This window comes from Saccharomonospora glauca K62 (assembly GCF_000243395.2).
Lineage (GTDB): Bacteria > Actinomycetota > Actinomycetes > Mycobacteriales > Pseudonocardiaceae > Saccharomonospora > Saccharomonospora glauca.
This window is the reverse complement of the sequence record NZ_CM001484.1, coordinates 2,305,825-2,328,251: the sequence shown is the minus strand read 5'-3', so window position 1 is coordinate 2,328,251 and position 22,427 is coordinate 2,305,825. Positions and strand designations below refer to the sequence as shown.

Genomic DNA, 22,427 nt, shown 5'->3' with positions numbered 1-22,427 from the left:
CGCACAGACCTGCCAGATCTGGAGACGAGCAATGACGCGCAGCCCCCACGGCCCGTTGACCGGGGTCAAGGTGGTGGAACTCGGGAACTTCATCGCGGCCCCGACGGCGGGACGGATCCTCGCCGAATTCGGAGCGGACGTCGTCAAGGTCGAACGCCCCGGAACGGGCGACGAATTGCGCACCTGGCGGTTGCACGGCGGTGACGTGTCACTGCTTTTCCGCACGATGGCCCGCAACAAACGTTCCATGACACTCGATCTGCGGTCCCCGAAAGGCCAGGAGATCGCCCGCCGACTCGTCGCGGGCGCGGACATCGTGCTGGAGAACTTCCGCCCCGGAACCCTGGAGCGCTGGAACCTCGGCCCCGACGAGATCCGGCGCCTCAACCCCGACGTCGTGTTCGTGCGGATCTCCGGGTTCGGGCAGACCGGCCCCTACCGCGACCGGCCCGGATTCGGGGGAGTGGCCGAGGCCATGGGAGGACTCCGCCACCTCACCGGCTATCCCGGACTGCCCCCGGTACGCACCGGAGTGAGCCTGGCGGACTCGGTGGCGGGCCTGTACGCCGTGATCGGCGCCCTGCTCGGACTGCTGCGCCGACGCGCCGGCGACGGCGGCGACACCGTCGACGTCGCCCTGTACGAGGCGGTGTACTCGCTGCTGGAGTCGTCGGTCCCCGACTACGACGCGTTCGGCGTCACCCGGCAGCCCACGGGCCCGACGATCCCCGGTGTGGTGCCGTCGAACACCTATCTGTGCGCCGACGACCGCTACGTGGTGATCGGCGGGAACAACAACGCCATCTTCGACCGTCTCATGCGGCTGATCGGCCGGGCGGACCTCGCCGACGACCCGGAGCTGGCCACCAACGTGGGCCGGGTGCGGCGCGCCGAGGAGATCGACGACGCCATCAACGCGTGGACGCGGCAGCGGAACAGCCGGGACGTCCTCGCCGCGCTCGAGGACGCCTCCGTCCCCAGTGGACCCATTTACGACATCGCCGACATCGTGGCCGACGAGCACTTCGCGGCCAGGGGAATGCACGAACGTCACCGGGTGCGCATCGAGGGCGACGAGACTCGCGAGGTGCTCTTCCCCGGCGTGGTGCCGAAGCTGAGCGAGAATCCGGGGCGGACCCGGTGGCTGGGACCCGAGCTCGGGGAGCACACCGAGGAGGTGCTCGCGGAACTGGGTTACTCCGCGGCCGAAACCGCCGAGCTGCGTGCCGAGGGAGTGATCTGACATGGTGCTCATCACCGAGGTGTCCCTGCGGGATGGGTTGCAGATCGAACCCGTCGTCGTGCCCACCGAGGCCAAGATCCGGTTCGGGCAGCGCCTGGTCGCCGCGGGATTCACCAGCCTGGAGGTCGGGGCGTTCGTCAACCCGGCCCGCGTGCCGACGATGGCCGACACCGCCGAGGTCCTCGCCGGTCTGGGCGACCAGCGAGCCGACTGTCACACGCTGGTGCTCAACGAACGCGGGGCCGAACGCGCCGTGGCGGCGGGGGCGCGTCGGGTGCGGCTGGTCATGTCGGCCAGTGAGGGCCACAGCAAGGCGAACTCCGGCGCGGACACCGGCGAGGTGATGCGCCGGCTGGCCGCGGCCGCCGCGGTGCTGCGCGAGGCCGGGATTCGCATGGAGGGCTGTGTCGCCACGGCGTTCGTCTGCCCGTTCGACGGAGACACCCCCGTCGAACGAGTGGTGCGGGTGGCCCGCCACTACGCCGACCTCGGGGTGGAGGTGCTGCACCTGGCCGACACCATCGGCGCCGCCTCACCCGGTGACGTCACGCGCGCGCTCGACGCCGTGGGCGAGGTGTTCCCGATCGAGCGGATCGGTCTGCACCTGCACAACACCTACGGCATGGCGGCGGCCAACGCGTGGGTCGCCTACGAGCGCGGGGTGCGCCGGTTCGACGCCGCCCTCGGCGGGCTCGGTGGCTGCCCGTTCGCGCCCGGCGCCACCGGCAACGTCGCCGCGGACGACCTGATCCATCTGTTCCACCGGGAAGGCGTCGACACCGGTATCGACGTCACGCGGCTTCCGGCGTTGCGGGACGAGCTCGCCGAACTGGTCGGACACGCGCTGCCGTCGGCGCTGGCGGCGGTGCCCGCCGCCCCGGCACCGGTGCGGAGCCGGTCGTGAAGGGCTCGTTCACCACCGGGGTCGGTGTCCTGGACCGGTCGGTGGCGATCCTGGACTGCGTCGAAAGCCACCCCATGGGAACCAGCGAACTGGCCAGGACGCTGGGGCTCACGGTCTCCACCACCCACCGACTGGTCTCGGCGCTGACGGCGCACGGACTGCTGCGCCGCGACGCCGACGGCCGATTCCACCCCGGACCGCGTTTCGCCACCTCGACGCTGGCCACGATCGCCCGCCCCGTGTTGGAGGAGCTGCGTGACTCCTCGGGGGAATGCGTGCAACTGTGGGTGCGGCGCGCCGATCACCGGTTGTGCGTGGTGGGCGTCGAATGCGGTGAGGAACTGCGGGCCAGCCAACCGGAAGGCAGTCTGCTGCCGCTGTCGCACGGCGGTTCCGCCGCGCGGGTGCTGTTGGGCGAGGGCGATCCCGCCGGGCACGGCTGGGTGGAGAGTCTGCAGGGCCGCGCACCGGGGGTGGGCTCGGTGAGCGCGCCCGTGCACCTGCACGGCGACGTCGTCGCGGCGGTGTGTCTGTCGGCGCCGATCCAACGCCTCGATCCCAGCCCCGGCGCGCGGTACGGGGAGCGGGTGGTCGCCGCCGCCACCCGCATCGAGTCCGCGCTGACCTGACCGCGGCGCGTGCGCGACGCGACCGTCACCCGGTGCGCGGAACGCCGTTTGACGAACGTCGACTGCGGTATAGGACACATCGGGGAATGCGAGCACCGTCGAATCGGTTCAACATGGACTGCGGTGGTGTGATCGCACGGCACCACCCGAGAACGACAACCGCGATCGGCGGAAGGAAGCATCGATTTCATGACACAGGTTCCCAACATCACCCTCAACACCGGCGCCGCGATGCCGCAGCTGGGGTTCGGCGTTTTCCAGGTGCCGCCCGACCAGGTGGTCGAGCCGGTGGTGGAAGCGCTGCGGGCCGGCTACCGCAGCATCGACACCGCCGCGGTGTACGGCAACGAGGAGGGTGTCGGACGGGCCATCGCCGAGTCGGGAGTCGCCAGGGAGGACCTCTTCGTCACCACCAAGGTCTGGAACGACCGGCAGGGCTATGACAGCACGCTCGCGGCGTTCGACGAGAGTCTGGCTCGGTTGGGCCTCGACTACGTCGACCTGTACCTGATCCACTGGCCCGCCCCGGCGCAGGACCGCTACGTGGAGACGTGGAAGGCGATGGAGAAGCTGCACTCCGAGGGCCGCGCCAAGGCCATCGGGGTGTCGAACTTCCAGGTCTCGCACCTGCGTCGGCTGCTCGACGAGACCGACGTGGTGCCCGCGGTGAACCAGATCGAACTGCACCCGCGCCTGCAGCAGGAGGAGTTGCGGGCGTTCCACGCCGAGCACGGTATCGCCACGGAGGCGTGGAGCCCGCTCGGTCAGGGCAAGGGTCTGCTCGACGACGCCACGTTGGCCTCGCTGGCCGAGAAGTACGGCCGGTCCCCGGCGCAGATCGTGCTGCGCTGGCACGTGCAGCTGGGCAACATCACGATTCCGAAGTCGGTGACGCCGTCCCGGATCAGGGAGAACATCCAGGTGTTCGACTTCGAGTTGTCCGACGAGGACATGGCCACCCTCAAGGGGCTGGAGACCGGTGTCCGGGTGGGTCCGGACCCCGACAACTTCGGCTGATCCTTCGCCACTCCCTCGACCCCGCCCGCCGGTTCCCGCCGGTGGGCGGGTTTTTTCGTGCCATGAATCAGCGGAACTGTCCACGACATTTCCACAAACTGATAACCCGAAGCGCGGAAAACACCCTTTCGCGACTTTCGTCGTAATCCTTTCGGCCCAGGACGCTCCATTCGTCGCGAACCATTGAGCGGCTGTGCGGGCCATTGGGGGCGCGGCATACTCCAGCAGTCGCCAAAAATGGCGCAATCCTCGCCCCCAGGAGGAAAGTGATGAATCGTAAAACCGCGGCACGCTTGATCGCGTCCGTGACGTTGGCAGCGGGAACGGCCGTGGCGTTCACCCTGCCCGCGACCGCCGCGCCCGCGACGGAGGTTTCGACCACCGCGGCCGACCCGGTGATCCAAGCCATGCAGCGCGACCTCGGCCTCACCAAGGCGGAGGCCGAGCAGCGCCTGCGCAGCGAGGCCGAGGCCCGTGAGGTCCACAAGGCCGTGACCAAGGAGCTCGGAGCCGACTTCGCCGGTGCTCACTACGACGCCGCGCTGGGCAAGCTCGTCGTGGGTGTGACCGACACCGCCGACTTCGCCGAGGTGCGGGCGGCGGGCGCCGAGCCGCGGCTGGTCGAGCACACCGTCGCCGAGCTGGAGAAGGCCGCGAAGGCGCTTGACGCGAAGGAGAGCAGCGCTCCCGACGCGGTCACCGGCTGGTACGTGGACGTGGAGGCCAACTCGGTCGTGGTGACCACCGCCATGGGCACCGCCGAGCAGGCCGAGCGTTTCGTGACTCGCGCGGGCGTGGACGCCGACGTCGTGGACGTCGTGGAGTCCACGGAGTCGCCGCGGACGTTCATGGACATCATCGGTGGCAACGCCTACTACATCGGCACCGGCGCCCGCTGCTCGGTCGGGTTCGCGGTGCAGGGCGGGTTTGTGACCGCGGGCCACTGCGGCTCCACCGGCGCCACCACCTCCTCGCCCTCGGGCCGCTTCGCCGGGTCGTCGTTCCCCGGCAACGACTACGCCTACGTCCAGACCGGCTCGGGCGACACGCCGCGCGGGCTGGTGAACATGTACAACGGCAGCGCCCGAGTCGTGTCCGGTTCGACCGTGGCTCCGGTCGGCTCGTCGGTGTGCCGGTCGGGCTCGACCACGGGCTGGCACTGCGGCACGATCCAGGCCACGAACCAGACCGTGCGGTACGCGGAGGGCACCGTCAGCGGCCTGACCCGCACGAACGTGTGCGCGGAGCCGGGTGACTCCGGTGGTTCGTTCATCTCGGGCAACCAGGCCCAGGGCATGACGTCCGGCGGCTCCGGTAACTGCACCTGGGGCGGCACGACGTACTTCCAGCCCGTCAACGAGGTCCTCAACGCCTACAACCTGAGGCTGGTCACGGGCGGCTGAACCACTGATCGGTTGAACCACTGATCGACGGAAGCCGGGGTGGTGGCGGCATGTGCCGCCACCACCCCGGTGTCGTGCTCGGCGGCGATTGGGTGCCGCCGTCACGGGTAGCCCTCGGCGTGGACGACCCTCCGCTCCCGAGCCGGGAGTGGGCACCACGAAGGAGCAGCCCGTGTCGCAGGATGTCAGCCCTCAGGTGTCGGACGAGCACCGTCTGGTCCGGGTGTTCGCCCTCGTCGTCGGAATCGTGTTCGTCCTCGTCGGTGTCGCGGGTTTCGTGCCCGGACTCACCGAGGGGGTCGGGGAGATGACGTTCGCGGGCCCCGATTCGGACGCGTTCCTCTTCGGAGTGTTCGCCGTGTCGATCCTGCACAACCTGGTGCACCTGCTGTTCGGCGTCGCGGGGATCGCGGCGGCCACCCGCGCGGCCGCCTCACGCGGCTACCTCATCGTCGGCGGAGGTGTCTACCTGTTGCTGTGGGTCTACGGGGTCGGCACCCACGACGACAGCGCGGCGAACTTCGTGCCGCTCAACCGTGCCGACGACTGGCTCCACCTCGGCCTGGGGCTCGGCATGATCGGGCTCGGGGTGCTGGCGACGACGGTCGAACGACGGCACAACGTGTATCCGGAACCGCCCGAGGAACGCGAAGCGCAGTCGTAGCAGCGGTATCGATCCGCCCGGAACCCACTCCCTCCTCGGACGTGCCGTACGTCTCCCCGCCCGTCCGGCACGGCCTCGCCCGCCGAGATCGTCGGTAGGCTGGCCGGGCCGCAAGCAGTGGGACAGCTTCCGAGGAGGGCCGCGTCGCATGCCCCGCTTCCGTGCCACCGATGGCGTCGAGATCTCCTACCGGTGCTGGGAGCAGGACTCCGAGCTGCCGCTGGTGCTGCTGCACCACGGTTTCGGTGCCAGCGGGCGCACGAACTGGGAGGCGCTGGGCATCGTCCGCAAACTCGTCGAGTCGGGACGCCGTGTGGCCACGATCGACGCCAGGGGCCACGGCGACTCCGACAAGCCCCACGACCCGGCCTACTACGGCGAACCGCGCATGGCCGAGGACGTCGTGACGCTGCTCGACGTGCTCGCCGAACCCGCCGTCGATCTGGTGGGGTACTCGATGGGGTCGATCGTCGCGTTGCTCACCGCGGCGCGGGACCGGCGGGTCCGGCGCCTGGTCGTCGGTGGCGTGGGCGCGGGAGCCGTGGAGCTCGGCGGGGTGGACACGCGGGTGATTCCCGCCGAGGCGTTGGTGGAGGCGTTGCGGTCCGACGACCCGGCCTCGCTCGCCGGTTCCCCGGCCGCCCCGTTCCGGGTCTTCGCCGACGCGATCGGTGCCGACCGGGCGGCGTTGGCGGCCCAGGCGGCCTCCGTGCACGCCCGGCCGATCCCGCTCAACCGCATCGAGGCCCCCACGCTCGTGCTCACCGGCGACGACGACCCGCTGGCCGCGCGTCCCGAGGTGCTCGCCGGAGCCCTGCGCACCGCGATGGTGCGCAGGGTGCCCGGAAACCACATGAGTGCCCTGCGCGCCCCCGGCTTCACCACCGAGCTGATCGACTTCCTCAACGCCGCCGAGACCCCGGCGAGCGTGGCGTCCTGACCCCGGTCGAAGACGGCGGAACGGCTCTCCGCCGGGGCCGGTGCGCGGGAGTTTCGTGGCCACCGTCGCGCCGTCGGTGCGCACCGCGTCGGCCACGGCCCCGGAGCGTCACCGGCCGAAGGCGGTTTTCCCGTCGGCCGTCCCGACCGTGTTCGCGCGGTCCGATGCCCGGCCGGTGAGCGTGTCGGGGAGCACCGCCCCCCGTGGGCGGCACGCCCGCCATCCGGGCTTCACCCTCGTGTGCCCGTGTCGCGGGCTCACCGGCTCCCGCCTCCCAGGGGGGCGGCCCATCGGTCGCTGCGCCGGAGTCGGCGTTGCGACGCGGCGGGCCGCTCGCGGGTTCGCCGCGCCGTCAGGTGTCGCGGGTGGTGGTTACGTGCGGGGTGGGCGGGCGATGCGCTCCCGGCATCGGCCGCCGGGGTTCGGGCCGGGAGTCGGTCCGAGGCCGGGCGCAGGCCAGCCGCGGGTTGGTCGCGTGCCCGGAGGCCGGACGGTGCCCGGCGGCGGAGGGCCGCACCGGTCGCGGTTCCTCATCGGGGCCCTCGTCGAGGTCGAGGGTGTCCCGTAGCGGTGTCTCGCGGATGAAGACCACGGCGAGCACGGTGACCACCGCGATGAGGGCCGAGATGAGGAAGAGTGTCCCCGTGGCGTCGCCGTAGGCGGCGCGCACGATCTCTTGCATCGGCGCGGGCAGTGCTTCCACGTCGAGGTTGCCGCCACCGGGGATGCCGCCGGTGGCGGGGACGCCTCGGGCGGCCAGGGACTGGGCCACCAGGTCGGACACCCGCGAGGCGAGCACCGCGCCGAGGGCGGAGACTCCGGTGGCGCCCCCGAGCGTGCGGAAGAAGGTCACGGTGGCGGTGGCGGCGCCGACGTTGCTCATGCCGACGGTGTTCTGCGCGGCGAGCACGAGGTTCTGCATCACCGAGCCCACACCGATACCCATGAGCGCGAGGAACACACCCATCTGCCAGAGGTTGGTGTCGTGGTCGACCTGGGACAACAGGGCCAGGCCGAGCAGCAGCACGAGGGAGCCCGCCACGAGGAACGGCTTGGTGCGCCCGACCCGCGAGACGATCCGGCCGACGATCGTGGAGGAGCCCACCATGCCTCCCACCATCGGCAGGGTCAGCAGACCCGCGATCGTGGGGGAGAAGCCGCGCGCGATCTGGAAGTACTGCACCAGGAAGACGGTGCCGCCGAACATCGCGGTGCCCACGGCGAGGGACCCGATAACGGAGAGGGTGAAGGTGCGGTTGCGGAACAGGTGCAGCGGCACGACGGGTTCCCGCACCTTGCTCTCGACGACGATCGCCGCGGCGATCAGAAGGGCGGCCCCGCCGAGCAGTGCGGCCGTGTGGGGGCCCCACCAGGGGAAGTCCTTGCCCGCGAGGGTGATCCAGATCAGCAGCACGGCCACGCCGCCGACGATGAGGGTGGCGCCGAGCCAGTCGATGGAGACGTCGCGCTTGACCACGGGCAGTTTCAGGGTGCGGCCGAGCAGGATGAAGGAGACGACGGCGATGGGGACGCACACCCAGAACGACCAGCGCCAGCCGAGCGGCGAGTCCACGATGAAGCCACCCACGAGGGGGCCGGAGACGGTGGCGACGGCGAAGGTGGCGCCGATGTAACCGGCGTAGCGGCCGCGGTCACGGGGTGCGATCATCGCGGCGATGACGGCCTGGATGAGGGCCTGCAGGCCGCCCATGCCGATGCCCTGCAGGGCACGGAAGGCGATGAGGTGCGGCATGGACTGGGCGAAGCCACCGAGCACACAGCCGACGGTGAAGATCACGATCGCCGTCTGGTAGAGCACCTTCTTGCTGAACAGGTCCGACAGCTTGCCCCAGATCGGGGTCGTGGCCGTGGAGGTCAGCAGCATCGCGGTGACCACCCACGTGTAGTGGCCCTGGGTGCCGTGCAGGTCGGCGAGGATGGTGGGTAGTGCGCTGGAGACGATGGTGGAGGACAACATCGCCACCAGCAAGGCGGACAGCAGACCGGTGAAGGCTTTGAGGATCTGCCGGTGAGGCATCGAGACGGTGGCGGTGGGCGCGGACGACGTAGTAGCTCCTTTCGAAAAAGACGGAGTTCGGGACACGATAGAGGTACTTAACAAGGCTAACGAAAAAGCTTGCGTGTTGCAACTATTTCGGTGTGGGGCGGCCGCTTGACCTCGACCGCGGTGAAGGTGCAACGGTGAGCTGGTGACGACCGAATTGACGACGGCCATTCCCACGCTGGACTGGAACGTCGACGCCCTCGATCTCGACGCCTACCTGCGCCGGATCGGTCTCCCCACGCCTTCCGTATCGGTGCCGGGACTCGCGGTGTTGCACGAGGCGCATGTGAGAACGATCCCGTTCGACAACGTCGAGGTCATGCTGGGCCGGACTCCGAGCCTGGAACTGCCCGCCATCGTCGACAAACTCGTGCGCCGACAGCGCGGAGGGTACTGCTTCGAACACGGGCTGCTGTTCGCGGCGGTCCTGGAGCGGCTGGGTTACGAGGTCACCCGATGCATGGCGCGGGTGGGCTTCGACGAACCGGACGCGCCGTTGACCCACCTGATGTCGCTCGTCCGGCTCGGCAAGGAACGCTTCCTCGTCGACGTGGGATTCGGGTCGGGCCTGCTGGTGCCGCTTCCGTTGACCGAGGGCGCCTACACCGACCACGGAGGGTGGCCGTTCCGTCTGCGGCGCGAAGGCCCGTACTGGCTGTTGGAGGCCTTCACCAACGGCACCTGGCGGATCGGACACGGCTTCGACGAGACCCCGCAGCGGCTCGTCGACTACGTAGTGGCCAACCACTACATCGCCACACACCCCGACTCACCGTTCACGCGACGGCTCATCGTCCAACGCAAGGCCCACGGGACCTGCCGCAAACTGCTCGGCCGCGAGTACCGGGTCGAATACGCCGACGGGCGCCCGGCCGAGTCGCGGGAGATCACCGCCACCGAGCTGGGCGAGGTGCTGCGTTCCCTGGGCATCGTCGTGGACGACATCGAACTGGCTCGGCTGCGGAAGGTGTACGCGGGGAAGTAATGCGCCGGACGTGCCCGGCCGGGAAATCGGTCGTCCGCCGAGTCGCCCGCCGGGCATGATCATCAGTCGTGGACACTCCATCGACGGCCATTGCCGAGGTGATCGACCGGATACGACGGGGACAGCGGGTCGAGTTCCTGTTCTTCTGGGGCCATCGCCCCGAACGGGACGGCCGAGTCGGGCGGGGCTGCCTGAGTCAGTGGTGGCCCGCTCCGTTCACCGTCGACGGCCGGGAGTTCGCCACCGCCGAGCACTACATGATGTGGCGCAAGGCGATGCTGTTCGGCGACCGGGACAGCGCGGAGGCGATCCTGCGGGCGCCCCACCCACGTCGTGCCAAGGAATTGGGTCGCGGGGTCCGGGGCTTCGACGAACACCGATGGCGGCAGTGCCGGTACGACATCGTGCTGGCGGGCTGCCTGGCGAAGTTCGGCCAGCACACTGAGCTGCGCCGGTTCCTGCTCGACACCGGGGACCGGGTACTGGTGGAGGCCAGCCCGGTGGATCGGATCTGGGGAATCGGCCTGGCCGCCGACGATCCCCGCGCCGAGGACCCGAGCCGGTGGCGGGGGCTGAACCTGCTGGGCTTCGCGTTGACCGAGACGCGGGAGAGGCTCTCCTCCTCGGCCTGAGCGCCCTTGCCCGGCCGAGGAGGAGCCGCTCACCTCACGGGTGAACGTGGGAGCGGCCGAGGTGGTCGTAGGCACTGCAGGAGTGGGCGTAGTCGGCGGCGACCACCTCGGGGGCGTGCCACCAGTAACGCGACCCCGCCTCGGGGTCCGCCCACTCCGACACCACCGTGGCCGGGGCGGGAGCGGCGTCCTCGCCGACGGTCGCGGACGCCGTGGTGACGCCGTGATCGCGGGTGTAGGGCGCCAGCAGCTCGTCGCGGGTGTACAGGTGGCCGCCGACCATAGTGGCCTCGACGCGCATCGCGGCGTCGATGTCCCGCAGCGGGTCGCCCCGCACCAGCAGCAGGTCGGCCAGCTTGCCCGGCTCCAGCGTGCCCACGTCCTCGGCGACCCCGAGGTTCTCGGCGGCGTTGACGGTGGCGGTGCGCAGCGCGTCGTACGGGGTCCAGCCGTAGCCGACGAGCTCCCGCAGGTTGGCGTGCACCCCTATCCCCACGTACGTCAGCGGCGCGTCGGTACCCGCGACCACGCGGCCTCCCGCGTCGGCGATGGCCCGCAGGGCTTGCACCTCGCGGCAGTCGGCGCCCTCGCAGTTCGGGTCCGACGGCGGAGCGGTGTTATCGCGGGTCTCGTCGAGCAGCTTCTCGCGGGTCCACGACGGATACAGCGCCAGCCTCGGGTCGGAGCCGATCTCCTCGGCACCCAGGAACTCGGTGGTGAACAGCGTGGCCGTCACCGAACGCTCACCCTTCCCGTAGAGGGCGACGACGTCACCGTAGGTGGTGGCGGTGGCCGTGAGCGTGCGCGCGTAGCCGAGGCGCTGAGTGGCGGCCAGGTGAGTGGTGCCGTCCTGGCCGAGGTGCGCGCCGGGCGACAGGTAGTGCGACGCCGAGGGCACCCCCAGCTCGTGGGCCGTGTCGATCACCGTTCGCATGCGGTCGGCGGGCAACCGCACATAGGTCTTGATCATGTCGTAGTCGAGGGCCTTTGCCCGCGACAACTCCCACTCCACCTGCTCGTCACTGGTGGTGGGGCGCATGAAGTTGTAGTAGACGCGCGAGCCGTCGATCGGCTCGCCGGTGGCGTAGAAGCGGGGGCCGACGCGGGCTCCGGAGTCGAGTGACTCACGGTCCTCCAGCGCCCGATACACCTGGTCGCCCACCGACAGGGTGGAGGTGATGCCGTAGGCGAGGCTGATGCGGCCCTGTCGGTCGCCGTAGAAGCGGGACTCGTACTCCTGGTGGACATGGGAGTCCATGAGTCCGGGCATCACGGTGAGGTCGGAGGCGTCGACGAACCGGCCGCGGTGATGGGTGCTCTCGCGATGCGGGGTCACCGACTCGATGCGGTTGTCCCGCACGACGATGTCGACGTCGTGACGCAGTCCTCGGCTCTCGCCGTCCCAGAACGCCCCGGCATGGATGACGGTGCGACCCCGCGCGACGTCGGGCCGGTAGTACAAGGGCACGTCGATGTCTCGGGCCTTGCCGGTGGTGACGTCGGCCAGCCGCAGAGTCCCATTCGACAGATACAGCAGCCGCGTGGAGTCCCCGCTCCAGGAGGGCGCGTCGGCGATCTCCCCGTTGAGTTCGCGGGCCGGGCCGCGCGGGGTACCGTCGGCGGCCACCGGCATGATCCGCAACGTGGAGTCGACCACGAACGCCATCGACCGTCCGTCCGGCGACCACACCGGACCGTCGTCGCCGCGCGTGGAGATCGAGGCGTGGTCCTCACCGGGAGCGTGGTAGGTCAGCTGCCCGGTGGCGACGTCGACGGTGAGGATCTGGCTGGTGCCTTCCCGGAACCGCGCCGAATACGGCTTGACCGCCGCGAACGCCAGCGTCTTCCCGTCGGCCGACCAGCTCGGCCGTCCGGGGCCGAACAACGACGACACCACCTGCCGCACCTTCCCGGTGCGCAGGTCGAGCACGTAGGTGGCGCCGTCCTGGTCCTGGAAGGCCAGCTTCCTCCCGTCCGGCGAGAACGCGGGGGACACCTCGGCACCGTCGAGCGCGGTGACCCGACGCTCCCGACCATTACGCAGATCCCGCACGTACAGGTCGGGAGTACCGGCGCGGTCGGCGGCGTAGGCGAGGTACCGCCCGTCGGGGGAGAACACCGGGTTGCTCTCGGCGAACTGGTCGTGGGTGAGCCGGCGCGGCTTGCCGTCGATCGGCATGAGCCACAGGTCGTTCAACGCCACGAACGCCACCTGCCGCGCGTCCGGTGACAACGCCGGGGTGAGGATGCCGCGCACGCGGTGGCGCGAGCGGTCGTCGAAATCGTGCTCCTTGCGCCGGTAGTCGACGCGCGGCAGCTCGAACGTCGCCTCGAACGGCACGTCGCGGGTGGTTCCCGCCTCAAGGTCGCGGGTGCGCAGCGCGCCGTCGGCGGTGTAGAGCACCCGGTGGTCGTCGAGCCACTCGGCGGCGAAGAGGAACACGTCCTCGTCGTCGGTGACGGCGCGGTCGTCGACGACGAGATCGGCGCGAGTGCCCTCCTGGCGCACGTAGGCCAGCCGCTCGCCGTCCGGCGACCAGGAAGGAGCGTGCAGGATCACCTCGCCGTCGGGTGCGGGGACGAGGGTACGAGTGGTGCCGTCGGCGGCCACCTCGGCGATTCCCTCGTCCCCGACGTAGGCCAGGCTCCGCCCGTCGGGATGCCAGGTGGGGGTGTACTCCTGTCCGGGGTCGTCGGTGCGGCGGGTGAGCTCGCCGGTGACGACGTCGACGGTCCAGATGTCGTAGGTGCCACCGCGGTCGGACGAGAACGCGATCGTGGTGCCGTCGGGCGACCAACGGGGTTCCCGGTCGTCGAACCCGCCGTGGGTGAGCTGCACCGGGTTGCCGCCGTCCGCGTCGGTGATCCAGATGTGGAACCGGCCGTCGGCGTAGCTCTGGTAGGCGATACGGCCGTCCGGTCCCACGTCGGGCATCGCGGCTTCGTCCTCCACCGAGGTCAGCCGCTCGGCCTTCCCACCACCCTCGGGGACCCGGAAGAGCAGCCCCTGCAGGTCCATGACCACGCTGCCGTCCGGCGCGGCAGCGGCGGTGAGGTTGGTGCCCTCGGTGACGGTCACCGGGATCACCTCGGTCTCGGCCGCGGCACGCGGATGCGGCACGGCCGCCAATCCGGTGGTGAGCACGGCCGCGAGTCCCACGGCGGTCGGCCCCACGAGCTTGATGGTCACGCGGCGTGACACGATCCTGCGGTAGAGCACGAGTATCGCCACCCTTCCCGGTGAAGATCCGAAGATCAACACTGGTACACGCCTCTGCCGGGCGGTATCGGCGAAACGTGGGATGTGACGGCCGGAACCGGTCACTTCCCGGCGGCGACGCGAGCGGCGATGCGCTCCACGTCGCCGCGCTCACCGGGCCGCAACGGGGTTCCCACCCCCTCCCGGAGCCGGGCGGCCACCGCCAGCAGTCGTCGTGCCCGCCGGGTGTTGCCCGCGAGCGCCTCGGCCCCGGCCAGTCCCTCCACCCCGAGCGCGACGGCCCTGGGATCCCGGCTACGGCGAGCCGCGGCGAGTCCCTCCCGCTGCGTGCGCCTCGCCAGCTCCGCGTCCCCTCGCAGTTCGGCGATGAACCCCAACTCCGCCAGCACGAGCGCTTCGCCGGACGGCGCGTCGTGGTCGCGGTGCCAGGCGAGCAGCAGCTTCAGGTGCCGTTCCGCGTCGTCGGGCTTGCCCTCGCGGCGCAGCCCGAGCGCGAGCCCGAGACGCGCGTACATCTCGCCGGGGGTGAAGCCCTGCTCGGTGGCGAGTCGCATCGCGCGTTCGTGTAACACCCGCGCCTCGACGAGGTCGCCGCGCAGCAGCGCCACCCGCCCCAACCACGAGGTCTGGTAGGACATCTCGGGCCGCAGGTCGAGTTCCGTGGCCATCTCCAGCGCCGCACGGAAACGCTGTTCGGCCAGGTCGTAGTCGGCGCGCAATTCGGCCAACGTGCCGATGGCGAACGCGGCCTGCAACTGTCCCCAGCGGTCGCCGAGCTCACCGAACAACGCCTCGCTCTCCTCGGCGGCGGCGTGGGATTCGGGCAACTCACCGCGGGCGAGGGCCTGCCCCGCACGCTCGCTGAGGGCGGCGGCCAGCCCCCCAACGGTCCCCGGACGCGCGACAGTCCTCCACCGCATCGCGCGTGGCCAGCTCCGCGCCCTTGAGGTCTCCGACCGTGCCGAGCGTGTGGCCCAACCACCACAACGCCCGGGTGCGAGCCCGTCCGCGCGGAGCGCGCAGCATCCGTTCCACGAGAGGGATCACGGCGGGGGAACGCCGGTGACCGGACACCAGCTCCAGGCCCGCCAGCCACGCCGACACCACGTCTTTCTCGATGCTCGCAGCGCTCTCGCCCTCCGCCGCGGCGAGGACCGCCCGCAGCATCCGGCGCGCCGCGGAGAGCCTGCCTCGCAGGAACCAGTACCAGGTCAGGGTGGTCGCCATCCGGGCGGCGGCAGTCCATTCCCGCGCGGCGAGCAGGGTGTCCACGGCGGTGTGGAGGTTGGCCGACTCGACGTCGAGCTCTGCGAGCCAGCAGCATTGGTTCGGACCGCGCAGGCCGTCGTCGGCCGCCGCCGCCAGCTCCGCGTACACCCCGGCGTGCCGGAGGCGGGTCGCATCGAGCTCCCCGGCAGCGGCGAGCCGGTCGAGGCCGTAGGCGGCCACCGACTCCAGCAACCGGTATCGGGTGGCGGTGCCGTGGGGCTTTCGCACGACGAGTGACCGGTCGACCAGCCGCGCCAGGAGATCGGCCACGTCCTCGCGGGCCACGTCCTCGCCCGCGCACACAACTTCGGCCTCGGCCAGCCCGGCGCCGCCGGTGTGCACGGCCAACCGCCGCAACACCACCCGCTCCGGGTCCTCCAGCAGCCGCCAGCTCCACTCGATGACAGCCCGTAGGGTGCGCTGCCGTTCCGGCACGTCCCGCGGCCCACGGGTGAGCAACCGGAATCGATCGTCCAATCGCGACAGCAGCTCGTGGGGTCCCAGCCCCCGCAGGCGGGTGGCCGCCAGCTCCAGCGCCAGCGGCAGTCCGTCGAGTCTGCGGCAGATCTCGCTGACGGCCGCCACGGTGTCCGGGGTGAGCGTGAATCCGGGATCGGCGGCCCGGGTGCGGGCGACGAACAGCCGCACCGAACTGAAGGCCAGGGCCCGCCGCACGGCCGCGGCGTCGTGGTTCGCCGGGCCCGACGACGGCCGGTCCGGAATGCCCAGCGGGGTACCTCCCACACCAGTTCCCCCGTCACTCCGAGGGGTTCCCGGCTGGTGGCCAGCACTCGCAACTCCGGCAACGCGCGCAACAGCCGGCTCACCACCGCGGCCACGGGATCGAGCACCGCTTCGCAGTTGTCGACCACCAGCAGCACCCGCCGATCGCGCAACGCGTCGACGAGCTGGTCGAGCATCGCGGGCCCACCGGGGCCGACGCTCTCCCGGATCCCGAGCACCCCGGCCAGCGCGTCGGCGACGTGGTCGTCCGGCACCGGCCGTCCGGTGTGCCCGCGTTCGAGCCCGGCCAATTCCACCAGCCACACGCCGTCGCGAGTCGTCGGGCGCTCGCGGGAACCGACCTCGACGGCGAGCCGGGTCTTGCCGACCCCGCCGGGGCCGGTGAGGGTCACCAGCCGGGAGCGGCGCAGGGCCGCACGTACGGCGTCGACGGCGGAGTCACGTCCGATGAGCTCGGTCAACGGCACCGGCAGGTTGGTGTTCCCGTGCTCCGTCGCGCTCCGGCGCGTCTTCGTCGGCGGGGCACCGAGTACGGGATCGTGCCGCAAGATCGCCTCGTACAACCGGGAGATCTCCGGGCCGGGTTCGGCGCCGAGCTCGTCGACCAGCCGGGTCCGCAGGTCGGTGAAGGCGGCCAGCGCCTCCTCCTGACGGCCTTCGCGGTAGAGGGCGTGCATGTGCAGGGCCCGCAGGCGTTCCCGCAGCGGGTGCCGCGCCACGAGCTCGGCCAGTTCCTCGGCCAGCCCGGTGACGTCGGTGCCGGTGTCGAGGCGGGCCCGCGCCAGCTCCTCGCGGGCGGCCAGCTCCCGTTGCGACAACCGGGTGGCCTCGGCGACGAGTACGGGCTGGTCGAACTCGGCCAACGGCTCCCCACGCCACAACGTGAGCGCCTCGCCGAGCAGCGCGGCCTTGGTCTCCGGGTCGCGCACCCCGGCCGCTCGCGCCGTCAGCAGCCGGAAACGAGAGGCGTCGACCGCGGTGTCGTCCACGTCCAGCACGTAGCCGCCGCCGCGCCGCGCCACCAGCGCGTCGGCGCCCGGCTCGGCGGTCCGCAGCACGCGCCGGAGTTGGGAGATCTTGGTCTGCACGGTGTTGGCCGGGTCCGCGGGCGCGGCGCCGTCCCACACCGCCTCGACGATCCGCCCGAGCGGCACCTCCCCGCCCGCGTTGAGGACCAACACCGCCAGCAAGGCCCGGACCTTGCCCTCCCGGACTCGCACCGGCGTGCCCGCGTCCGTCCACACCGCCAGTGGTCCCAACACCCCGAAACGCACGGGATCACCGTAGCGAGGCACGGTGACTCCTCCGCCGTCGTGCGTCGCGCGTGCGAATTTCGTGCGCCGAACCCGCCACCGTGAGGGCATGCACGAACGACCACCTCTCTCCGTGACCGTGCTCGGTCTGGGAACCATGGGCACGGCCCTGGCCTCGGCCCTGCTCGACACGGGCCACGCCGTGACGGTGTGGAACCGCACCGCCTCCAGGGCCACGCCCCTGATCACTCGCGGTGCGGCGCGGGCGGGCGACGTCGGCGAGGCCCTGGCCGCGAGCCGCGTGATCGTCACCTGCCTGCTCGACCACGCCTCGGTCCACGACGTCCTCGACGACCACGCGAGCGCGCTGACCGGGCGCACCCTGGTCAACGTCACCAACACCACGCCCGAGGGCTCCGCCGAGCTGGCGTCCTGGGCCGCCTCCCACGGCGCAGACTTCCTCGACGGCGGCATCATGGCCGTCCCACCGCAGATCGGGACCCCGTCGGCCTTCGTCCTCTACAGCGGCTCGCCCAGCGCCCTGGAGACGGCTCGCCCCGCGCTGGAGGCCTTCGGCGACGTCCGCTACCTCGGCAGCGACCCGAGCCTGGCCGCCTTACAGGACACGGCGCTGCTCAGCGGCATGTACGGCCTGTTCGGCGGCATCCTGCACGCCTTCGCGCTCGTGCGCACCGGCGGTGTCACCGCCCGCCAGTTCGCCCCCGTGCTACGCGAGTGGTTGACCGGCATGGTCGGCTGGGCCTCCTCGGCGGCCGAGCGGATCGACGACGGCGACCACGCCCGTGACGTCGCCTCCAACCTCGCTATGCAAGCCACCGCCTACGAGGGTTTCCTCGCCGTCGCCCGCGACCGTGGGATGAACCCGCTGCTGCTCGACCCCCTGGGACGGCTACTGCGCCGCCGTGTCGCCGAGGGTTTCGGCCACGAGGACATCACCGGCGTCATCGACTACCTCACCGCATCGACGAACACCACAGGAGCTTCGGCATGACCACCGACACCACCCGCGAACCCGTCACCGTCATCGGCCTGGGTCCCATGGGACGGGCCATGGTTCGCTGTCTGCTCGACGCGGGACATCCCGTGACGGTGTGGAACCGCACCCCCTCCAAGGCCACGCCCCTGGTCGCTTTCGGCGCGACCCACGCCGAGACCATCGCCGAGGCCCTGGCCGCGAGCGAATTGGTGATCCTCAGCCTCACTGACTACCGAGCCATGGACGACATCCTGTCCACCGCCACGGAGGCCTTGGCGGGCAAGCTGATCGTCAACCTCAGCTCCGACACTCCACAACGGACCACCGAGGCGGCGAGCTGGCTGGCCGGACACGGCGCCCGCCCGCTCGTCGGCGGGGTCATGGTGTCCGGGGAACTGGTGGGCACCGAGCGGTCCTACGTCTTCTACAGCGGCCCCCGAGACTCCTTCGACGCGCACGCGAACACGCTCGCGGTGCTCGGCAGGCCCGACTACCGAGGGGAGGACCACGCGCTCGCCCAGCTCTACTACCAGGCGCACCTCGACATCTTCCTGACGTCGTTGGCGGCCTACCTGCACGCGACGGCGTTGATGAGGGCCGCGGGGGTTACCGAGACGACGTTCGCCCCTTACGCCACCGAGATGTTCGACATGATGCCGTACTTTTTGAAAGGAGTCGCCGAACAGCTCGAACGAGGGGAGTACCCCGGTGACGGCGCGACCGCCACCATGATGGGCGCCACCGCCGACCACATCGTCGGTGCCAGCGACGCCGCGGGCATCGATGCCACGCTGCCACGCGCGGTGCAGTCCTACTATCACCGCGTCCTCGCCGCGGGGCACGGCAAGGACGGCTGGCCCAGCCTCTACGAGGTGATCGGAAACCGGTGAGACTCGCGCGCCCGGTGGGTCCGCGAGGAAACGCACCGGGCGCGCACCCGAAATCGAGGGGAGAACCCGGACTCCCACCCCGCACGTGACGGTCCTTCCACCCGGTCCGCTACGTTGGCGCGGGCGACGAGGAGGACACGTGAACACACCGGCGGGCGCCGACTGGCTGCGAACCACTCCGATCGCCCATCGGGGCCTGCACGACGCCCACCGACCCGAGAACAGCCTGCCCGCCTTCGACGCCGCCCTCGCCGCGGGCTACGGCATCGAACTCGACGTCCACCTCACCGTCGACGACCGGCTCGTCGTCATGCACGACGACGACCTCGCCCGCATGACCCGAAGCGGCGCGAAGGTCGCCACCCTCACCGCGCGGGAGGTCTCCCGCCTCACCCTGCTCGACACCGAGGCCACCGTCCCGCTCTTCGGCGACGTGCTCGACCACGTCGCCGGGCGGGTCCCCGTCCTCGTCGAGATCAAACCCGGCGCTCCCGCCCGCCGCATCGGTCCCGCGGTCGCAAGACTGCTGCGCGCCTACCGCGGTCCCGTGGCGATCCAGTCGTTCGACCCGCGCGTCCTCGCGTGGTTCCGTCACGAACACCCCGCCGTGTTACGTGGCCAGCTCGCCACCTCCAAGCCGGACCGGCCTCTGCCACGCGTCCAGAAGGCGTTGCTGCGCACCTTCGCCGGCAACGTCGTCACCCGCCCGCACTTCCTCGCCTACGACGTCACCGCGATGCCGGACGCGTGGGTCTCCGGCTGGCGTCGGGTCCTGGGCGTGCCCCTTCTGTTGTGGACGGTGCGCACACCCCGACACCAGGACGTCGCGCGTCGGCACGACGCCAACGTGATCTTCGAGGACGTGCGCCCACCCGTGCCCGCCTGAAGGCGGTGGCTAGCCGAGGTCGCACCGCCGTTTCCGCGAAGAAGGTCAGGACTCGGTACGCGCGTACCGCGCGAGCAACCGTGCGACGGCCCAGTCCTGGGCGGCCACCCCCACCGACTTGAAGACGGTGCGCCCCACTCGGTCCGGGCGGGTGGTCAGGGCGGTGCCGAGCTCCTCGATGTCGCTTTCCGCGCGCAGCCCGTGCTTCAGGGCGTGGTGGATCTCGCCCGCCTCTTCCCTGGCCGCGCCGAGCTGGTCGACCACCACGACGGATGCCGTCTTCACGAGGTCGTCCGGCAGCTCGCGCATCGTTGGCCGGAACGAGCCGATGGCGTTGACGTGAACCCGCTCGGGAAGGTCCGACAGCTCGAAGAGTGGGTCGGACGCGGAGGTGACGCAGCACACCACGTCGGCGTCACCGACGGCGTCGGCCGCGGTGTCCGCCACGTCGATGCGCATCTCCGGGAACTCCTCCCGCAACGCGGCGACCAGTCGTTTCGCTCGTTCGGCGCCCCGGTTGTAGACGGTCAGTTCGGTGATCTCGCGAACGGCCGCCACCGCGCGCACCTGGTCCGCGGCCTGCTCTCCGGCGCCGAGCAGAGCGAGTTTCCGGGCCTCGGGGTCGGCGAGCAGGTCGGTGGCCACGCCGGTGGCGGCGCCGGTGCGCAAGGTGGTCACCGCCGCCGCGTCCGCCGTGAGCTGTCCGAGGGCATCGGTCCAGACCAAGGTCGCGACGATGGCGGGATCGCGGTCGAGCACCACTCCGGCCGTCTTCACCACCGCCGCACCAGTGGGGGTGTGGTGGGCCGACATCACGAGTACCGCGTTGTCGGCGGTGCCGAAGACCAGCCGGTCCGGCTGGCTGAAACGTCCCGCGGCGAGATCGGCGAAGGCCTCGCGCACGGCCTCGATCGCGTGGGACATCGGCACCGCCGCGCGCACCTCGGCCGCGGAGAAGTTCGTGGTCATCAGGGCTCCTTCGCTGACTGTTCAGGCTTCCCAGTCCCGAAGCACCGCACCGTACTCCGTCGGTCGTGAAGGAGGCGGGGACGGCAGGTCCGGGGAGGTGCGGGAGAACTCCGGCGAAGGCTTGGGCTGCCGGACACCGTCGCGGGTGAAGAAGCGCTGCCGCGCGCGGTTGTGGGGGTGGTCGGCCACCTCCTCCAGGGAGAGCACCGGTGTGACACACGCGTCGGTGCCGGTGAAGACCTCGGCCCAATGGTCCCGTGGCTTCGTGGCGAACACCCCGGCGATCCGGGCTCGCAGCACCGGCCAGCCCGCACGGTCGTACTGGTCGGGAAGTTCCTCTCCGGCGAGGTCCAGGCCGTCGAGCAGGGCGCGGTAGAACTGCGGCTCGATGGCTCCGACGGCGACCCACCGGCCGTCGGAGCACGCGTAGGTGTCGTAGAACGGCGCGCCGCCGTCGAGCAGGTTGCTCGCCCGTTCGTCGCTCCACACTCCACTCCCGTGGAGGGTCCAGATCATGTGCATCAGCAGACCGACGCCGTCGGTCATCGTCGCGTCGACCACCTGGCCGAGGCCGGAACGTTCTCGTTCCCACAACGCGGCCAGGATTCCGGCCAGCAGGAAGAGCGAGCCACCCCCGAAGTCCCCGATCAGGTTCAGGGGAGCGACGGGCCGGTCACGGGTCCCGACGGCGTGCAAGGCTCCGGTCAGCGAGAGGTAGTTGATGTCGTGACCGGCCCGGTCGGAGAGCGGGCCGGAGCGCCCCCATCCGGTGACTCGTCCGTAGACGAGGCGCGCGTTGCGGCGGTGGCAGTCCTCGGGGCCGACACCGAGGCGTTCGGCCACGCCCGGTCGGAAGCCTTCAATCAGCACGTCCGCGCGTTCGACCAGTTCGAGCACACGCGCACGTCCCTCGGGGGTCTTCAGGTCCGTGACGATCGTGCGTCTGCCGCGCAGGAGGTGGTCGGGCAGCCCACCCAGGAGATCCGGCCCGTTCCCGCCGGGTCGTTCGATCCTGACCACGTCGGCGCCGAGGTCGGCCAGCAGCATCGCGGCGTGGGGGGCCGGACCGAGGCCGGCGAGTTCGACGACCCGCAGGTCGTTCAGCGGACCCGGCACGATCTGCCTTCCGAGCCGTCGTGTTGATGACTTGGCATCTCGCATCCCCTCCCGGAAAGTTGATCACCACGGTTCTAGTGCAGAACCCGTGTCAACGGAAGGGGCGGAGCCATTTCGGTCCACAGCAGACAGTCAGGAAAATGGGCAAACGGAACGGACTCTCCGGGAAATCACTCGAACGGTCCAGTGCGACCCGGGTTCGTCACGGTCGGTGCGGTGATCAATCCTGTTGCGACGAGAAAGTTTTCGTTGCTACAGTCGGACTGCCAAATTTCGCTGTGCGCGAAATTGCTCAGCAGTCGATTTTGAGGGCGGGCAACGTGGACCGTTAGACGACGTGATGAGTAGCTTCCTCGGCTCATTATTACGTCCGATTCGGCCACCCTTCCCGATTAATCAATCTTGTTCCACATGCCCTTGGTGTGACGCGTCGACGATTGTGGGGATTGATGGTGCAAGCGCGTGACCTGCCGAGATCTGAGGAGAGAGCCGTAGCTGACCCCACCGGCATGGCAGATTGGGCACGGCGATCACTGGAAGGGTGCCCGATCGTCACACTGGAGATCAGCGCGTTGTCCACGACGGAGTCGCCGCGCCGATC

19 protein-coding genes are annotated in these 22,427 nt (G+C 70.7%); 12 read left to right on the top strand and 7 right to left on the bottom strand.

The window, feature by feature from the left end; all coding sequences use genetic code 11:
• The first annotated feature begins 31 nt into the window (after positions 1 to 31).
• From SACGLDRAFT_RS10920 to SACGLDRAFT_RS10890, 7 genes are all read left to right on the top strand, one after another.
• On the top strand, positions 32 to 1,243 hold the full coding sequence (locus SACGLDRAFT_RS10920) for a CaiB/BaiF CoA transferase family protein (protein WP_005464563.1): 1,212 nt from the start codon (positions 32 to 34) through the stop codon (positions 1,241 to 1,243).
• Position 1,244: 1 nt separating this feature from the next.
• Positions 1,245 to 2,147: a hydroxymethylglutaryl-CoA lyase gene (locus SACGLDRAFT_RS10915; RefSeq protein ID WP_005464562.1), complete on the top strand. Its 903-nt coding sequence runs from the start codon at positions 1,245 to 1,247 to the stop codon at positions 2,145 to 2,147.
• On the top strand, positions 2,144 to 2,776 hold the full coding sequence (locus SACGLDRAFT_RS10910; RefSeq protein ID WP_005464561.1) for an IclR family transcriptional regulator: 633 nt from the start codon (positions 2,144 to 2,146) through the stop codon (positions 2,774 to 2,776). Before SACGLDRAFT_RS10915 ends, SACGLDRAFT_RS10910 begins: the two co-directional genes overlap by 4 nt.
• Positions 2,777 to 2,965: 189 nt before the next feature.
• Positions 2,966 to 3,793 (top strand): aldo/keto reductase, encoded by an 828-nt coding sequence (locus SACGLDRAFT_RS10905; protein ID WP_005464559.1) that lies wholly within the window; start codon positions 2,966 to 2,968, stop codon positions 3,791 to 3,793.
• Positions 3,794 to 4,062: 269 nt separating this feature from the next.
• Positions 4,063 to 5,196, top strand: coding sequence for a S1 family peptidase (locus SACGLDRAFT_RS10900; protein WP_005464557.1), 1,134 nt, complete (start codon positions 4,063 to 4,065; stop codon positions 5,194 to 5,196).
• Between the two features lie 172 nt (positions 5,197 to 5,368).
• On the top strand, positions 5,369 to 5,860 hold the full coding sequence (locus tag SACGLDRAFT_RS10895; RefSeq protein ID WP_005464555.1) for a DUF4383 domain-containing protein: 492 nt from the start codon (positions 5,369 to 5,371) through the stop codon (positions 5,858 to 5,860).
• 148 nt (positions 5,861 to 6,008) lie between these two features.
• Complete coding sequence (locus tag SACGLDRAFT_RS10890; RefSeq protein WP_005464553.1) at positions 6,009 to 6,800, top strand: alpha/beta fold hydrolase; 792 nt, start codon at positions 6,009 to 6,011, stop codon at positions 6,798 to 6,800.
• A gap of 352 nt (positions 6,801 to 7,152) precedes the next feature.
• Here SACGLDRAFT_RS10890 and SACGLDRAFT_RS10885 read toward each other — a convergent pair whose 3' ends face one another.
• Positions 7,153 to 8,838, bottom strand: a complete 1,686-nt coding sequence (locus SACGLDRAFT_RS10885) for an MDR family MFS transporter (protein ID WP_040918927.1) — start codon at positions 8,836 to 8,838, stop codon at positions 7,153 to 7,155.
• Between the two features lie 172 nt (positions 8,839 to 9,010).
• Here SACGLDRAFT_RS10885 and SACGLDRAFT_RS10880 point away from each other — a divergent pair, with 172 nt between their 5' ends.
• Positions 9,011 to 9,850, top strand: a complete 840-nt coding sequence (locus tag SACGLDRAFT_RS10880) for an arylamine N-acetyltransferase family protein (protein WP_005464549.1) — start codon at positions 9,011 to 9,013, stop codon at positions 9,848 to 9,850.
• 68 nt (positions 9,851 to 9,918) lie between these two features.
• Positions 9,919 to 10,482 carry an NADAR family protein gene (locus tag SACGLDRAFT_RS10875; RefSeq protein WP_005464547.1) on the top strand — a complete coding sequence of 188 codons (564 nt, stop codon included), beginning with the start codon at positions 9,919 to 9,921 and terminating at the stop codon, positions 10,480 to 10,482.
• 34 nt (positions 10,483 to 10,516) lie between these two features.
• On the opposite strand, the gene SACGLDRAFT_RS10870 is transcribed toward SACGLDRAFT_RS10875, so the two are convergent.
• The 4 genes from SACGLDRAFT_RS10870 to SACGLDRAFT_RS22740 all read right to left on the bottom strand — a co-directional run bounded on the left by SACGLDRAFT_RS10870 (position 10,517) and on the right by SACGLDRAFT_RS22740 (position 17,010).
• Complete coding sequence (locus tag SACGLDRAFT_RS10870; RefSeq protein ID WP_040919872.1) at positions 10,517 to 13,708, bottom strand: amidohydrolase family protein; 3,192 nt, start codon at positions 13,706 to 13,708, stop codon at positions 10,517 to 10,519.
• A 95-nt stretch (positions 13,709 to 13,803) separates the two neighbouring features.
• Positions 13,804 to 14,529, bottom strand: coding sequence for a hypothetical protein (locus SACGLDRAFT_RS22750; protein WP_232283949.1), 726 nt, complete (start codon positions 14,527 to 14,529; stop codon positions 13,804 to 13,806).
• A gap of 1 nt (position 14,530) precedes the next feature.
• A complete protein-coding gene (locus SACGLDRAFT_RS22745) occupies positions 14,531 to 14,929 on the bottom strand; it encodes a hypothetical protein (RefSeq protein ID WP_232283948.1) in 399 nt (132 codons plus the stop codon).
• Positions 14,914 to 17,010 (bottom strand): AfsR/SARP family transcriptional regulator, encoded by a 2,097-nt coding sequence (locus tag SACGLDRAFT_RS22740; RefSeq protein ID WP_232283947.1) that lies wholly within the window; start codon positions 17,008 to 17,010, stop codon positions 14,914 to 14,916. Before SACGLDRAFT_RS22740 ends, SACGLDRAFT_RS22745 begins: the two co-directional genes overlap by 16 nt.
• 67 nt (positions 17,011 to 17,077) lie before the next feature.
• Between SACGLDRAFT_RS22740 and SACGLDRAFT_RS10860 the strand changes: the two genes are divergently transcribed.
• From SACGLDRAFT_RS10860 to SACGLDRAFT_RS10850, 3 genes are all read left to right on the top strand, one after another.
• Positions 17,078 to 17,980, top strand: coding sequence for an NAD(P)-dependent oxidoreductase (locus SACGLDRAFT_RS10860; RefSeq protein ID WP_005464541.1), 903 nt, complete (start codon positions 17,078 to 17,080; stop codon positions 17,978 to 17,980).
• Positions 17,977 to 18,855: an NAD(P)-dependent oxidoreductase gene (locus SACGLDRAFT_RS10855; protein WP_005464539.1), complete on the top strand. Its 879-nt coding sequence runs from the start codon at positions 17,977 to 17,979 to the stop codon at positions 18,853 to 18,855. The genes SACGLDRAFT_RS10860 and SACGLDRAFT_RS10855 overlap by 4 nt, the downstream gene beginning before the upstream one ends.
• A gap of 139 nt (positions 18,856 to 18,994) precedes the next feature.
• Entirely contained in the window at positions 18,995 to 19,741 is a 747-nt protein-coding gene (locus SACGLDRAFT_RS10850; protein ID WP_005464538.1) for a glycerophosphodiester phosphodiesterase family protein, read from the top strand.
• A 45-nt stretch (positions 19,742 to 19,786) separates the two neighbouring features.
• Here SACGLDRAFT_RS10850 and SACGLDRAFT_RS10845 read toward each other — a convergent pair whose 3' ends face one another.
• Both SACGLDRAFT_RS10845 and SACGLDRAFT_RS10840 read right to left on the bottom strand, forming a co-directional pair.
• A complete protein-coding gene (locus tag SACGLDRAFT_RS10845; RefSeq protein WP_005464536.1) occupies positions 19,787 to 20,710 on the bottom strand; it encodes an ornithine cyclodeaminase family protein in 924 nt (307 codons plus the stop codon).
• 21 nt (positions 20,711 to 20,731) lie between these two features.
• The gene (locus tag SACGLDRAFT_RS10840; RefSeq protein ID WP_005464534.1) at positions 20,732 to 21,826 is read right to left on the bottom strand and encodes a CaiB/BaiF CoA transferase family protein; all 1,095 of its coding nucleotides are present in this window, start codon (positions 21,824 to 21,826) and stop codon (positions 20,732 to 20,734) included.
• Between the last annotated feature and the right edge of the window lie 601 nt (positions 21,827 to 22,427).